Source organism: Pseudobacter sp. (assembly GCF_051955275.1).
Classification (GTDB): domain Bacteria; phylum Bacteroidota; class Bacteroidia; order Chitinophagales; family Chitinophagaceae; genus Pseudobacter.
Genome location: NZ_JBQCGW010000032.1, coordinates 1 through 14,215, shown reverse-complemented (window position 1 = coordinate 14,215; position 14,215 = coordinate 1). Strand labels below are relative to the sequence as shown.

Sequence of the window (14,215 nt, the reverse complement as noted above, 5' to 3'; positions counted from 1 at the left end):
GGTGGTAACGGTTTGCTCCCACTGTTCCTTGGTCCAGGGTTTCATCAGTGGAAATGCTGCCAGTTGCATGGCCACCACTTCCTCAAAATCATCTACCGTTAACTGCCGGACCCTGATGCTCAGTTCTTTGTTCTCCGCCATATCTCGTATTATTAATAGTGAATGATACTTTAATGTACGAAATATCGGCCAGAAGCTGTTTTACCGTTATGTGATTAAAACAACACCCCGGTGATGGCCGGGGTGCGATTGTTTATGCGGTGTATTTTTTGAAGAGCGTGGCGGCCGTATGACCACCGAAGCCGAATGTGTTGTTCAGTACATAATTCACCGGCATTTCCTTTGCCTGTCCCAACAGGATATTGAGATCTTTCGGGATCTGGTCATCTATATTTTCGGTATTGATGGTAGCCGGAACAATATTATCGCGGATAGACAGGATACTGATGATGCTCTCTACTGCGCCAGCTGCACCCAGCAGGTGACCTGTCATGGATTTGGTAGCACTGATCACAACGGGGTGGCCTTTGAATACGCGCTCTATCGCAATCAGTTCACTTACGTCGCCCAGTGGTGTTGAAGTGGCGTGTGTATTGATATAGTCGATATCGGTTGGTTTGATGCCGGCTTCTTTCAGTGCATATTCCATACCAACGCCTGCACCATAGCCGTCAGGAGCGGTTCCGGTGAGGTGGTAAGCATCTGCTGCCATGCCGCCTGCCACGATCTCTGCATAGATCTTTGCACCGCGGGCAAGTGCATGGTCAAGTTCTTCCAGGATCAGCGCTCCGCCGCCTTCTCCCATAACAAAACCATCACGGTCTTTGTCGAATGGACGGGATGCTGCTGCCGGATTATCGTTTCTTTTCGACAGCGCCTGTGCTGCGTTGAAGCCTCCGATTGCGGAAGGGGTAACGGCAGCCTCGGATCCGCCGGTGATCATCATTTTAGCCCTTCCAAGCCTGATGGTGTCAAAGGCATTTACGATGGCCGTATTGGAAGATGCACAGGCAGAAACGGTGCAATAGTTGGGGCCATAGAGCTTGTTACGGATGGAGATCACACCTGCAGCAATATCCACAATCATTTTGGGAATGAAGTAGGGATTGAAGCGGGGCGTTCCGTCACCACCATGGAAATCTCTCAACTGGTCCTCGAAAGTGCTGATCCCACCATTGCCTGATGCCCAGATCACACCAATATCGTTCCTTTGTTCGTTGGTCCAGGTACTGAAATCGATACCTGCATCTTTGATGGCCTGATCGGTAGCGGCAATGCCATACTGGGTGAAGAGATCGTATTTCTTCAGTTCTTTCTTTTCAATATATTCTTCAGCATTGAAGCCGCGCACTTCGCAGGCGAAATTGGTCTTGAATTTAGAAGTATCGAATTTTGTGATCGGGCCTGCGCCGGATTTGCCGGCAAGGATATTCTTCCAAAACTCCTCTACTGAATTACCGAGCGGGGTGATGGCTCCCATCCCTGTTATAACTACCCTTTTCATATTATTCTTTGTTTGTGATTATACCGTTTGGTATATTTTATGTCGAAATAAAAATCTTAATCGATATTATTGATAAAGGCTGTCATCGACTGCATGATGGATGCCCGGTAAACGGGTTTGTCCAGCACGCCTGCGATCATCATACCTCCTTCGAGCAGGGCGATGATCACCAGCGCCACCTGTTCGGGGTCAGTTTTTTTACTGAACTCCTTTGCTTTGACGCCCGTTTCCACGATGCCTGCCAGTTTTTTCTTCCAGCTGGTGATAGCTCCCCTGACCCTTTTCCGCAGTTCCGGATGGGTATCATCGGATTCCGTGGCAGTGTTGAGGATGGGGCAACCGCCGGGTGGAAAGGGATTATCGGGGTATTTGCCGTACACTTTGGCGTATACCAGCAGTTTCTCCCGGGCAGTACTGTATTTGTCCATTTCCTCCTGGATAACGGCATTCAGCTTTTTTACGTTGTAGTCGAATGCTGCCAGCGCCACTTCATCTTTGTTCACAAAATTGCCGTAGATACAGCCTTTGGTGAGATGGGTGGCTTCAGTGATATCAGACATGGAGGTACCGGCATATCCTTTCTTGTTGAAAAGAGGCGCCGTTCTTTCGATAATGAAAGCCTTTGTTTGTTCACTTTTGGTCATAGGCGATGCAGTGCAGGTACAAAATTATACCAATCGGTATATTTCTACCAAATAAAGTTGTTAAGAGTTGAAACCCGCACAAATCAGTACTGCTGCACGGCATCTGCTTACAATGCTTCCGTGATCGTTTTCACCTCATTGCCTCTTTCCAGCACATTGTGCAGTTGCCAGCGTTCCTGCTGTTGCTGCATCAGTTGCTCCATCTGCCAGGCCATCACTTTTGCGTGGAGTCTTTCCAGGCAGAGTTTGCGGTTCTGCAATTGAGAGCGGCTGTCCATTGCCAGCACCTGTATACCGGAAGGAATATGAATCCCCCTGACGGCGGTTTCCACTTTGTTCACGTTCTGACCACCAGGCCCTGATGCCCGGCAGGTCTCAAACCGAACATCGCGTGGATCCCATGCGGGTAATTCCTGCACGTTGAAAATGGAAATGCCTGCGAACCAGTTTTTCCGTTTATGGTTTTTCCGGTACGGGCTCTGCCCTACCCATTTGACAGTGCCCCTCCACTCCCTGCTGAAGAGATCCAACCGAGAGCCGGACGCCTGCAAGGTGACTGAATATAATGTTCCTTTTACCGGTCCCGCTGTGGAATCCAGTTCTTCTATTTTAATATTTGCACGCAGTGCCTGCTTCATTATTTTTTCTTTCAGAAGCGCTACTACCCTGCTGCACTCCACCGGTCCGCGACCGGCAGAGATCTGTATAATGATCCTGTCCATGGGAATTATCCATTTACCGTTTTGGAAATGGCTGCCATGAGTGAACCGAATGAAATGGGAAAAAAATCAGACGCTTGCTGCTCAGGCAGCAGTTGAAAATGATGATATGGAGATAAATTCTGTCATGATTCCTTTGATTTTATGAGTGAGTAAAAAGGAATGCGCTGCAAAACTATACAAGGAAATTCATTTATCAAAGAAATTGACTGCTAACTGCTAAAGTTATTCAATACTATACACTACCTATCTGCCTTAAAACAGCCCCGGACTGCCCGTTTCCGTGTTTCCACCCACCTTTTTTGACGATAAAATTTCTACTTTCGCAGGATCAACAACCCGCTCCGGGACAGTCATGCAGATTTTGTGTAGCACCTCCCTCTTGATGTGCAGGATGATCCTGCTGCTGCTCCTATGCCTTCCCGGTACAGGTAATGGCCAGGCCCGTTTTGTGAACCAACAGATGTACGGCGTTGAAGAAGGCCTTCCTCAGAATTATGTCAGCGGCATTTCCCAGGACATCAACGGATTCATCTGGGTGAGCACACTGGATGGGCTCAGTCGCTATGACGACAGGAACTTCAAAACTTTCCGCCACCAGCTCAGGGATAGCTCAGGATTGAGCGCCAACGCCATTTACTACCTCCTTACGCGTCACGACAACCAGTTGGTACTGATGTATGACGGCATGCGGGCCGATCGCTTCGATATGGAAAGCTTCCGTGCTACCAGGCTGCCTTTGCTGCATGCCCTCCGGAATGATTCCGGCGCCGCCTGGAACGTGAACCAGATACGTTACGCGTTCAATGGGTTCGACTGGTGCTTTCTGCAAAAACAACAGAAAGGTGCCGGTTGGGTGAACGGTAAAAGTGGAAAGATCAGTTATGCCAGCCGTAGTAACGGACTGCTGCCGTAAAGCTGCTTCCGGTGGATGAAGATATGTTACTGGAGGTGAAGGACGATGGCCCGGGTATCCCCAAAGCCAGTCAGCAGCGCATCTTTGAACGTTTTTACCAGGCGCAGCACAATGTTCAGGGTGGCACGGGAATCGGGCTGGCCCTGGTAAAGGAATTCACCACTCTCATGAATGGCGCTACAGAATTGCAAAGCCACCCCGGAGATACCCGGTTCAGGGTAAAGATCCCCGTGCAACGTGTACCGGCAGCCATCGCAACTACTTCTCCTGCAGTCAAAAGCCCTGAACCGGCTAGCGGAAATGAATATGCGCCATTAGTACTTATCGTGGAAGACAACCAGGAATTGCGTTCCTTCCTGGCAGACAGCATGCGTACCAGCTATCGTGTGCTGGAAGCGTCAAATGGCGCAAAGGCCTGGGATACAGTGCTTCGCGAATTACCGGAACTGGTGATCAGCGATGTGATGATGTCTGAGAAAGATGGCTTTGATCTCTGCCAGCAGATGAAGGCAGATCCACGTACAGCGCATACAGGTTTTATCCTGCTGACCTCCATGAAGAGATGGACAGGAAGCTGGATTCACCCGAACTGTCAGTAGATTACCTCGCCAGGATCTGCAATATGAGCCGCAGTACGCTGAACCGCAAACTCAGGGTCTTGCTTGATATTTCTCCTAACGACTTCATCAGGCAGTACCGTTTGCAGAAAGCATCCGTACTGCTGAAACTTGGTGAAGAGATATCCGCAGTGGCTTATCGCGTGGGCTTCAGCAGTCCCTCCTATTTCACACAATGCTTCCGGGAACAATTCGGAATTACACCATCGGACTATGTTTCCGCCAGAAGTTGATCGAAAACTGACAGTAATTGAATCATTGCTTATAGCGTTCGAAATTTGTGCAGGATAACTTCATAACAAAAAAACAGCGTTATGAAAGCAACCTTAACACATGCTGCCTCTTTGCTGTTGCTGCTGGCTGTGCAGCAGCAGGCAGGGGCTCAGCAGACAGCGCCGTCTGTCATCTCCGGGCAGGCGGCAGAATTTGTAAGCGAAACTGCTCCTGCTTATCTGAAAACCACATCGTATTCTCCGGCTTCCAACCTCAAACTGAAGAACGCATTTGCCCGGCTTTTCCCAGATGCTACCAATCAGCAGTGGGTAAGCAATGAAGCAGGCAGTTATTTCGTGAGCTTCCTGCAACATGGCCGTAGCAGCCGGGCTTCTTTCAGCCGCAAAGGATTGATGAACTACATGATTGCCGAAGCAGGTGCTGCCACATTGCCTGCAGCACTTGCTACAACAATCAATAAACAGTACAGTGGGTACAAACTGCTCAAGGCGCTTGAAGTCCATGCATTTGAAGCAATCTCCTGGCAGGTGGTGCTGGAAGATGCCAGCGGTTACGTAACGCTTCAGCACGTTAACGGCGTAACCGAACAGGTGCAGCAACTGAAGAAGTCCTGATTGGCGGAAAACTCAATATCCTATCTTTTCGTGCATTCATGATACTCAACGGTTCCCTTTCTACAAACTTAACAGGTATTTTTCCAGTATATCGAAACTGGAGATCCATCCCTGGTAAGCCCCTTTATTCCTGGCAGCAGCTTCGGATACTGATTGACGTAAAATGAGTTTTGTTTTATTGCCTGGCGCTTCTTCAAAGCTAACACTCACGATCATAGAGGCAGGCCACTCACTGTTCCGGAACTGCGGCAGGTTGGAGTTGCCAGCTTCATCCGTCATTTCCACTACATACACGATCCTTTCGGGTTTTACGATCTCCAGGTAAACACCCTTTACCCAGCAATCAGGATAATCCGGGTTATGCACCACGGAATGGAATTCTCCACCGGGCATAATATCTATTTTCTTGTAATGAAGCGTGCAGCCAGTGGGCGCATTCCATTTTTCAAGATGCTTTGCATCGGTCCAGATACTGAAAACCAGTTCCCGCGGGGCGTCTATCACTCTTGTGATCAGCAGGTCATTTTCCTTTATTGCTGCGTTTTGCTCCTTTTGTTGTAGCATGTTTTTTGTTTTTTTGTATGTTGGTAAGATAAATTTCCATTGAATCCAGGGTGCCCGACCAGTACTTACGTGCCTGCTCCACCCAGCCTGCCACATCTTCGAGACCTTTCAACCTGGCTTCGCAGATCCGCTCCCTCCCCTGTTTTACAATAAATACCAACCCGCATTCCTCCAGTATTTTGATATGCTCGGAAATGGTGGGCCTGCTGGAATCGAAATGATCCACTATACTGTTGAGGTTAAGCGATTGCCTGCACAGCAGATCGATGATCCCTCTGCGTGTAGGATCTGCGATAGCCTGAAATACATCCCTGCGTTTTTCCATTAGGTAGCCATTTGCCTACTAAATTATAAAAAGGAAGGGAAATGGCTACATATTTTTTCGTGTTTTTTTTCCGGCAGTTTCAAACTATAAAGACATTTTCGGTGAGCGGTTTCCGCATCCTTTAGTGCCGCCACTATTGTAACTGCTCTATCTTCCTGCTGATCCCCTCTTTTTCAGCAGGTGTTTTGGCGAGCGATAAAGCTTTTGTACATGATGTTCCCGGTTGTTGGGAGCAGCGCCGGCCTGTGATACTTTTGGGGGGCGGCTGTCCAAACGCGGACGGCAACTGTCCGGAAACGAACAATGGATTTACATTACTTCAAACCAAATTGCTTATATTCAACAGGTTATTAACTGGCATAGCTGTTGGTTCATTCCTGTCAAATCCCGTTTATGTTCCGTAATTATTTCAAGACTGCCTGGAGAAATTTACTGAAGAACAAAGCGTACAGCGGCATCAATGTGTTCGGTCTGGCTGCCGGCATGGCCGTGGCCCTGCTGATCGGGCTCTGGGTATATTATCAATATTCATACGATAAATTCCTGCCTGACCATCACAGACTGTACCGTGTACAAAGGAATTTCAATAGCAATGGAGATACGCTCACCTTTCAGACCTCCTCGCTCAGGCTGGCCGATGAACTGAAAAAAGGTTTTCCGGATATTGAGGCAGTGGCGGAAAGCGACTGGATGGGATGGCATGGACTGATGGTGGGAGAAACAAAGATCTACCAGAACGGCGGCATTACGGGAGCCGATTTTCTGTTGATGTTCGGTTTCCCGTTACTGAAAGGGAATGCAGCCACTGTACTGAAGGATCCCTATTCCATTGTGCTCTCACAATCTACTGCCAAAGCGCTCTTCGGAGATGCGGATCCCATGAATAAAATGGTGCGGATAGATAACCAGCACGATCTGAAAGTGACCGGCATATTAAAAGACCTTCCTTCCAATTCAAATTTCAATTTCAAGTATATCATTCCGTTTGCCTATAAGGAAGCTATCAGTCCGAGAGGCAGGCTGGACCATGAGAATTTCAATAACAACAGCCACCAGATCTTCGTAAAACTGAAGCCTGGCGCTACTTATGAACAGTTGGCGCCTAAGATCAGGAAGATAACGCATATAGAGAATTCTCCCAATGCGCAGCGATCTTATGTAACCCTGCAGGCGCTTGACCGCTGGCATCTCTATTCCAAATATGTAAATGGAAAGGATACGGAAGGCTTCCTGGAATATGTCCGGATCTTTACCTGGATAGGTGTGCTGGTATTACTGATCGCCTGCATCAATTTCGTGAACCTCACCACCGCCCGTTCTGAGAAGCGCGCTAAAGAAGTGGGTGTCCGTAAAGCGATCGGTTCTGAAAGGAAACAACTGATCATCCAGTTCCTGGCAGAATCCTTCCTGTTGATCATGGTTGCTTTCTGTATATCACTGATAGGCGTGCAGCTAGTACTTCCCGCTTTCAATACACTTACCGGAACGAAAATGTCCATTCCTTATGGCAGCCCGGTTTTCTGGGGCATGATGCTGGCATTGGTAGTGATCACTACGCTGGTGGCAGGCAGCAGGCCTGCCTTTTATCTCTCCGCATTTCAACCGGTGAAAGTGCTGAAAGGCAGCCTGGGTAAAGGACGCAGCCAGTCGCCATTCCGCCGTGTACTGGTTGTGGTGCAATTCAGCTGTTCTGTAGCGCTCATCATCAGCACCATCGTTATCTACCGGCAGATCAATTATGCCAAAGACAGGCCCAGCGGGTATGATCTGGCCCGGGTAGTGGAAATGGACATGAACACTGATCTGAAACGCAACTTCGCGGCTTTTAAGAACGAAGCGATCCAGCAGGGACTGGCCGCTTCCGTCAGTTCAGCCAGCAGTCCGTCTACCAATGTTTACTGGCATGCCGATGTAGATGAATGGCAGGGAAAAAGAGCTGATGAGACCATCGAAATGGGCATCATCGTCACCACACCGGATTATTTCAATACCCTGGGCATGCAGTTGAAAGAAGGTCGCAGTTTCAAACATGAGAATGATTCTGTCAGTGTGCTGCTGAATGAAGCCGCTGTTGCTGCCATGCGTCTGAAAGATCCCGTGAACCAGCAGATAAACTGGCAGGGAGGTGAATATATCGTTGCAGGCGTAGTAAAAGATGCTCTCATGATTTCTCCGTTCACCAGTGCAGATCCTACTATGTTCCTGATAGACAATAAGCCCGGCAGCTCCGCAATGCTGCGTATACCCGCTGGCGTTAGTACCAGTGACGCTATCAGCGGTCTCACCACCCTCTTCAATAAATACAGTCCGGCCTTTCCTTTCACCTATAAATTTGCGGATGAAACCTATGCTGCCAAGTTCAAACTGGAAATGCTGATCGGTAAGCTGGCGGCTATTTTTGCAGCACTGGCCATTTTCATCAGCTGCCTGGGATTGTTCGGCCTGGCCGCCTACATCGCGGAGCAGCGCACCAAGGAGATCGGGATCCGAAAAGTACTGGGAGCATCAGTTTCACAACTGATCCTTCTGCTTACAAAAGATTTTCTGTTACTGGTGATGGTGAGCTGCGTGATCGCTTCTCCCCTGGCCCTGTATTTCCTGCAATCCTGGCTGAGCAAATACAGTTACCGGATCGATATTGGTGTGATGGTATTTATATGGGCCGCATTGATCGCCATGATCATTGCCCTGGTGGTGATCAGTTTCCAGGCCATCAAGGCCGCTATGATGAACCCGGTAAAATCACTGAAAAGCGAATGATCAGGCTTCTTGCGATAAGTTCTTCAGCGCCCTGTTGAGGCTTCGCAGGGTAATGCCCAGGTAAGCGGCCATATCTTCCTTGGAGAAATTGAGCTGCTGCCTGGTTTGCAGTTCCAGCAGTTTTTTCACACCATGCTCAACTGTGTACAGTTGCTGTGCTGATGAGCGAAGGCTCGTATTCATTACACGCTCTGCCAATACCTGCAGCAATAACTGATTCAGTTCAAGGTTGCGCTCCAGCAGGTGTTTGAAATAAGGCATGTCTATTACATATGCCTGCACGGAGGTAAGCGCTTCGATATGACAAATACAGGGCGTATTCCTGATCGCTTCCAGGTCGCCTATACTTTCTCCTGTACTGAGAAATTCAATGATATAATCCTTCCCGTTCTCTTCGCTGAGGTAACATTTGGTGATGCCTTCTTTTACCACCATCACTTTGGTGGCGATGGCGCCCTGACGGAGGAGGAAACTGCCAGGCTCAAAACTCTTCAGTACAAAGTCAGGCCTGTTGCTGCTTTCAGCAAACAGCTTTTCAGTGAACTGAAGATAAAATGGATTTGTTCTTACCATAAGGATTGGTTGGGACAAATGTCCTTTAATTTCCTGAATGAATATTGCAAATTTGCGGACACAATTGAAAAAACTATGTACAACGGGATCAAGGTGATTGCCTTTGATGCAGATGATACCTTATGGGTGAACGAACCTTATTTTCAGGAAACGGAAAAGAAATTATGTGCGCTGCTGGAAGACTACCTGCCACATCACAGCGTATCGCAGGAATTGTTCAGAACTGAAATGGCCAATATTCCGCTCTATGGATACGGGATCAAGAGCATGCTGCTTTGTATGATCGAGACCATCTCCCGCGTTACGGAAGGCCACGGCACACTGAAGATGGTGGATGAAGTGATCCGGCTGGGACAGGAAATGATGCAGCATCCCATCGAATTGCTGGATGATGTGGAACTGGTACTGCAGGCATTGAAAGGTAAATACAGGCTGGTTGTGGCCACCAAAGGCGACCTGCTTGACCAGGAAAGGAAACTGAAGAAATCAGGATTACAGGATTATTTTCATCATATCGAGATCATGAGCGATAAAAAAGTACCTGATTACAAAAAGCTTTTGAAGCACCTGGATTGTGCGCCTGAAGAATTCCTGATGCTGGGGAATTCCATCAAATCAGATGTGCTTCCGGTACTGGAACTCAACGGACATGCAGTACATATTCCTTTTCATACCACCTGGGCGCATGAAATTCACGAAGGCGAACTGGAGCATGCAAATTTCAGGAAACTGGAAACCATCAAAGATGTGTTGCAGTACCTGCCGGTTTAGCCGTTGAGCAATTGCTTTACCATCTGCCGGTAACTTTTTCCGAAAGGAAGTGTTTTTCCGTTTTTTAAACGGATCAAATTCCCGTCGATATAATGCAGGTATTTCCTGTTGAGGATATAGGACTTATGCACCCTCACAAAATGTTCTGCGGGCAGCTGTGATTCAAAGCTGCTGAGGGTTCTGGGTGTAAGGATATATTTCTGTTCATTCCACACTTTCACATAATTGCCCAGGCTTTCCAGGAACCAGACCTCATCAAAAGGCAGCTGCACCAGCTTTTTGTCAGATTTGATATAAATGCTGGAAGCATCAGGTGCAGCCAAAGCCTTTGCTGGCGGGTTTTGTGGAGGTTGCAGGCGGAGACTGTGCAGACTGAGGGCGCGGTTGGCAGCTTTGAGGAAACGATCGAAGCGGAACGGCTTGAGCAGGTAATCCACCACTTCCAGTTCAAAGCTTTCGAGTGCATGTTCCTCATAAGCACTGGTGATGATCACCATCGGGCGCTGTTGTAATGTGCGGAGAAAATCCAGGCCACTGAGCTTGGGCATCCTGATATCCAGAAACACCAGATCAACCTGGTGGGAACCGAGGAACGACAGGGCTTCTGTAGCCAGGTAGCATTGTCCGGCCGTTTCCAGGAACGGCACATCCTCAATATACCGGAGGATCACTTCATGAGCCAGGGGCTCGTCATCTACAATTAAACAGCGCAGTTTCATGTGAGATCAAGTTCCAGTTCAGCCTTAAAAATATGATTTTCCTTCGCGGTTTTCAACCGGTGTTTTCCGGGATACAGAAGCTGTAATCTTCTTTCCAGGTTTTGTAATCCAATGCCAGCAGCACTATCTGTTTCCTGTTCGAATGAATTGATGCAGCTGAAATACATGCTGGTGGCTGTGGTTACCAGTTGCAGGTGCAGCATGCTTTTCTCTTCCGCCGGTTCTACCCCATGTTTGAATGCGTTCTCCACCAGTACAATGAGCAATAGCGGTGCTATGCGGGGAGTATCAGTATTAATATTTTTCATGAATATTATTTCCGGCTGATGTTTCATCCTGATCTGCTGCAGCTGAATATAGTCTTCAATATATTTCACTTCCTCAACCACTGCCACTTCAGGTTCTTTGGCGCGATAGATCACATACCGCATCAGTTCCGATAGCTGCAGGATACTTTCCGGTGTCTGCTTCGATTGCTGCAGGCTGAGCGCATACAGGTTATTGAGTGTATTGAAAAAGAAATGCGGATTGAGTTGCTGCTTCAGCAGCGCCAGTTCTGTTTCAGATTTCTCTTTTTCAAGGGCCGTGATCCGGTTATTTTGTCTTGCCCATTGCAGGGCCAGCAGTACAGGCAGGCTGAGCAGTAAGATCAGGACTGCGCCAAAGGCATTGTCGAGCCGGAAAGGATCTGCCGGGAAAACATATCCCAGTCTCTCATTGATGGGAAGCCAGTGCAGCAAAGCTCCGATCAATGGATAACTGATACTTACCAGCGCCAGTCCTGCCAGCGAATACAGCAATACGCCATGCTGACGCAGCACCATGGGAACCAGAAACCTGTTGTTGACATGAAAATAGAAATATCCGCAGGCATACATGAAAAGGAATTGCAGCAGGAACCAGAAAAACACTAGTGGTTGCTGCAGCAGTTTTGCGCCATCGAATACAAAACCGATCAGCAGTTTCCCGTTCTGGTCAAACTCCGGGTTGCCTGTGCTTGATACGGCCATTACTGAAAGGATCACAGTGATGAGCGTGATACTGATAAAAATCGCTTTCTCCAGGCTGATGGACCGGATCCATTGCCACTGGCCCCTTTTCCGGCGCAACCAGCTGTTCAGCAGCAAGATCAATTCAAGTAATAAAGTGAAAATACCTCCGGTGAATATGATATCCCTGCAGAAGTAAGACTGGCTGTTGGTGCATATGCTGGCAGCCAGCATCAGCAATGGAACAAACACCAAAAAGCAAAGCATCCAGCCGGCCCTGTACTTTTTATGGCTCCATATGTCCCGCCAATGCGGCCGGTTCCAGACAAAGATCAATACGGGTGATAGCGAAATGAGCAATGTCACCAGGGCTTTGCCATAATGATCGAAAGAGGCGGCAGGGTTGCCGGTAATCCCAATCACCCCAGCTACCGCCAGCCAGCAGTACAATCCCAGGTAGAGAAAAACATCCAGTCTTTTTATCAGCGATTGCAGTTTCATGTAAGCAAATGAATGATAAAAGAACGCTGCCGGTCCCGCCTGTACAAAAAATAATGATGAACGTTCCTCTTTTGATGATATAAGTCCATTTATCCGCAAATCACGGGGAACGCATCGCATATCATCCTTCTGCAGCCCTTGCCCATCTTTAGTTTGGGAACAGTTCACGTTATCCTAGTTTGCTGTTCAAATAAAACGCAGATCATGGACCGTCTTCGTATCGATCATCTTCACAAAACCTATCCGAATGGTGTGCAGGCATTGAAAGGGGTGTCACTTTCAATGCCGAATGGCATGTTTGGACTGTTAGGCCCGAATGGCGCCGGCAAGTCGTCCCTGATGCGCACCCTTGCCACTCTTCAGCCACCAGACCAGGGAAAGCTGTACTTCGATGGCCTTGAAGTTTTCAAAGACCCTGTGCTGCTGCGCAGGCAGCTGGGTTACCTGCCCCAGGACTTTGGCGTGTACCCTAAATTCTCAGCCATGGAATTGCTGCATCATCTCGCCATTCTCAAAGGCATCACCAATAAGGCGGAAAGAAAGGAGCAGGTGATGGCCTTACTGGAGCAGACGAATCTTTACAGCGTTCGCAAACAATCTGTACATACATTTTCAGGAGGCATGCGGCAAAGATTCGGGATCGCACAGGCATTACTGGGCAATCCGCAATTGCTGATCGTTGATGAGCCAACGGCCGGGCTTGATCCGATGGAACGCAACCGTTTTTACGAACTTTTGTCAGGCATCGGTGAAAATATTGTAGTGATACTGAGCACTCATATTGTGGAAGATGTTCATGATCTCTGCGCTGATATGGCTGTTATGTCCGGAGGGCAGATCGTTCTCCGGGGTAAGCCCGGCACCCTGATGCAGGAGCTGGAGGGCCGGATCTGGCGCAAAACCGTACATCGTGAGGCAGTTGCAGAATACAGGCGCAGCATGAATGTGATCGCCACCCGGATGATCGGTGGCCGGCAACAGGTGCATGTTTTATCCGATGCTTCACCCGGTGCAGGCTTTGAGTTATGCCACCCGGACCTGGAGGATGTGTATTTCAATGCACTTACTGGTAACCGTTATACAGGAAAGGAGGCAGTATGCTGAACCTGTTATTCCGCTTTGAATTGAGGTATCACCTGCGGCAGGTGACGTTCGGAGTATCACTTGTATTATTCATTGTATTGGGTTTCCTGATGTCAAAAGGAAATTTCGGAGGAACCGACCTGCATAAGAACTCCCCATATGTGATCACATATATCGTAAGTCTTTTATCCCTGTTCTCCATTTTTCTCAGTACAGTTTTCTGTGCAGGAGTTGTACTGAGAGATCAGCAATGGCAGATGGATGCCCTTGTATTCAGCAGTGGGCTTAAAAGATGGCAATGGTTCATCACCCGGCTTGCAGGGCTGGTGTTGGCCGTATTTGTTGTATTGGCCCTCGCCATGCCGGCATGCTGGCTGGGATGGAGCACGCTGAGTACAGATCAGTTGGGCGCAGCTGCCTTCACGGATTATGCCTGGCCCTTGCTTGTATTCGGACTGCCCGATGTGTTTTTCTGCTGCTGCCTGGTATTTGCTGCAGCCATACTGGGGCGCAATGCGCGCAGCGTATATGCAACAGGTGTATTGTTATTCATCCTGTATTTTACCGGTTCAATACTGGGCAACTCCCCGCTGATGGCAGGCTCTGTTCTGAAAACGGGTGAGCCTTCTTTGCTTCCTTATTTACTGGATCCTTTCGGGATCATGAGTTTCTTTGGAGAAAC

Annotated in this window: 16 protein-coding genes; 8 read left to right on the top strand and 8 right to left on the bottom strand. The window is 48.5% G+C overall.

Going from position 1 to position 14,215, the window contains the following annotated elements:
• Window positions 1–253 precede the first annotated feature (253 nt).
• From fabF to prfH, 3 genes are all read right to left on the bottom strand, one after another.
• Window positions 254–1,504 (bottom strand): beta-ketoacyl-ACP synthase II, encoded by a 1,251-nt coding sequence (fabF, locus tag ACTHMC_RS03475; RefSeq protein WP_440410846.1) that lies wholly within the window; start codon window positions 1,502–1,504, stop codon window positions 254–256.
• Window positions 1,505–1,560: 56 nt separating this feature from the next.
• Window positions 1,561–2,148, bottom strand: a complete 588-nt coding sequence (locus ACTHMC_RS03470; protein ID WP_440410844.1) for a TetR/AcrR family transcriptional regulator — start codon at window positions 2,146–2,148, stop codon at window positions 1,561–1,563.
• Between the two features lie 107 nt (window positions 2,149–2,255).
• On the bottom strand, window positions 2,256–2,870 hold the full coding sequence (prfH, locus tag ACTHMC_RS03465) for a peptide chain release factor H (RefSeq protein WP_440410843.1): 615 nt from the start codon (window positions 2,868–2,870) through the stop codon (window positions 2,256–2,258).
• 352 nt (window positions 2,871–3,222) lie between these two features.
• Between prfH and ACTHMC_RS03460 the strand changes: the two genes are divergently transcribed.
• The 4 genes from ACTHMC_RS03460 (at window position 3,223) to ACTHMC_RS03445 (ending at window position 5,248) form a co-directional block, all read left to right on the top strand.
• Window positions 3,223–3,783 (top strand): two-component regulator propeller domain-containing protein, encoded by a 561-nt coding sequence (locus ACTHMC_RS03460; RefSeq protein ID WP_440410841.1) that lies wholly within the window; start codon window positions 3,223–3,225, stop codon window positions 3,781–3,783.
• Between the two features lie 11 nt (window positions 3,784–3,794).
• Window positions 3,795–4,382, top strand: a complete 588-nt coding sequence (locus tag ACTHMC_RS03455) for an ATP-binding response regulator (RefSeq protein WP_440410839.1) — start codon at window positions 3,795–3,797, stop codon at window positions 4,380–4,382.
• Window positions 4,346–4,633 carry a helix-turn-helix domain-containing protein gene (locus ACTHMC_RS03450; RefSeq protein WP_440410837.1) on the top strand — a complete coding sequence of 96 codons (288 nt, stop codon included), beginning with the start codon at window positions 4,346–4,348 and terminating at the stop codon, window positions 4,631–4,633. The genes ACTHMC_RS03455 and ACTHMC_RS03450 overlap by 37 nt, the downstream gene beginning before the upstream one ends.
• An 81-nt stretch (window positions 4,634–4,714) precedes the next feature.
• Complete coding sequence (locus ACTHMC_RS03445) at window positions 4,715–5,248, top strand: hypothetical protein (protein WP_440410836.1); 534 nt, start codon at window positions 4,715–4,717, stop codon at window positions 5,246–5,248.
• A 60-nt stretch (window positions 5,249–5,308) separates the two neighbouring features.
• Here the strand turns inward: ACTHMC_RS03445 and ACTHMC_RS03440 are convergent, their stop codons facing one another.
• Both ACTHMC_RS03440 and ACTHMC_RS03435 read right to left on the bottom strand, forming a co-directional pair.
• A complete protein-coding gene (locus ACTHMC_RS03440; protein ID WP_440410835.1) occupies window positions 5,309–5,812 on the bottom strand; it encodes an SRPBCC family protein in 504 nt (167 codons plus the stop codon).
• Window positions 5,769–6,137 carry an ArsR/SmtB family transcription factor gene (locus ACTHMC_RS03435; RefSeq protein ID WP_440410834.1) on the bottom strand — a complete coding sequence of 123 codons (369 nt, stop codon included), beginning with the start codon at window positions 6,135–6,137 and terminating at the stop codon, window positions 5,769–5,771. The genes ACTHMC_RS03440 and ACTHMC_RS03435 overlap by 44 nt, the downstream gene beginning before the upstream one ends.
• Window positions 6,138–6,530: 393 nt before the next feature.
• Between ACTHMC_RS03435 and ACTHMC_RS03430 the strand changes: the two genes are divergently transcribed.
• Window positions 6,531–8,897 carry an ABC transporter permease gene (locus ACTHMC_RS03430; RefSeq protein WP_440410832.1) on the top strand — a complete coding sequence of 789 codons (2,367 nt, stop codon included), beginning with the start codon at window positions 6,531–6,533 and terminating at the stop codon, window positions 8,895–8,897.
• Here ACTHMC_RS03430 and ACTHMC_RS03425 read toward each other — a convergent pair whose 3' ends face one another.
• Complete coding sequence (locus ACTHMC_RS03425; protein WP_440410831.1) at window positions 8,898–9,470, bottom strand: Crp/Fnr family transcriptional regulator; 573 nt, start codon at window positions 9,468–9,470, stop codon at window positions 8,898–8,900.
• A gap of 75 nt (window positions 9,471–9,545) precedes the next feature.
• Here ACTHMC_RS03425 and ACTHMC_RS03420 point away from each other — a divergent pair, with 75 nt between their 5' ends.
• Window positions 9,546–10,241, top strand: coding sequence for an HAD family hydrolase (locus ACTHMC_RS03420; RefSeq protein WP_440410830.1), 696 nt, complete (start codon window positions 9,546–9,548; stop codon window positions 10,239–10,241).
• Here ACTHMC_RS03420 and ACTHMC_RS03415 read toward each other — a convergent pair.
• Window positions 10,238–10,960, bottom strand: coding sequence for a LytR/AlgR family response regulator transcription factor (locus ACTHMC_RS03415; RefSeq protein WP_440410829.1), 723 nt, complete (start codon window positions 10,958–10,960; stop codon window positions 10,238–10,240). The genes ACTHMC_RS03420 and ACTHMC_RS03415 overlap by 4 nt on opposite strands.
• Window positions 10,957–12,450, bottom strand: a complete 1,494-nt coding sequence (locus ACTHMC_RS03410) for a sensor histidine kinase (protein WP_440410827.1) — start codon at window positions 12,448–12,450, stop codon at window positions 10,957–10,959. The genes ACTHMC_RS03415 and ACTHMC_RS03410 overlap by 4 nt, the downstream gene beginning before the upstream one ends.
• Before the next feature lie 204 nt (window positions 12,451–12,654).
• Between ACTHMC_RS03410 and ACTHMC_RS03405 the strand changes: the two genes are divergently transcribed.
• A complete protein-coding gene (locus ACTHMC_RS03405) occupies window positions 12,655–13,554 on the top strand; it encodes an ABC transporter ATP-binding protein (RefSeq protein WP_440410826.1) in 900 nt (299 codons plus the stop codon).
• Window positions 13,548–14,215, top strand: a 668-nt coding sequence (locus ACTHMC_RS03400) for an ABC transporter permease (RefSeq protein WP_440410825.1), incomplete at its 3' end; no start/stop codon positions are given. The genes ACTHMC_RS03405 and ACTHMC_RS03400, both read left to right, overlap by 7 nt.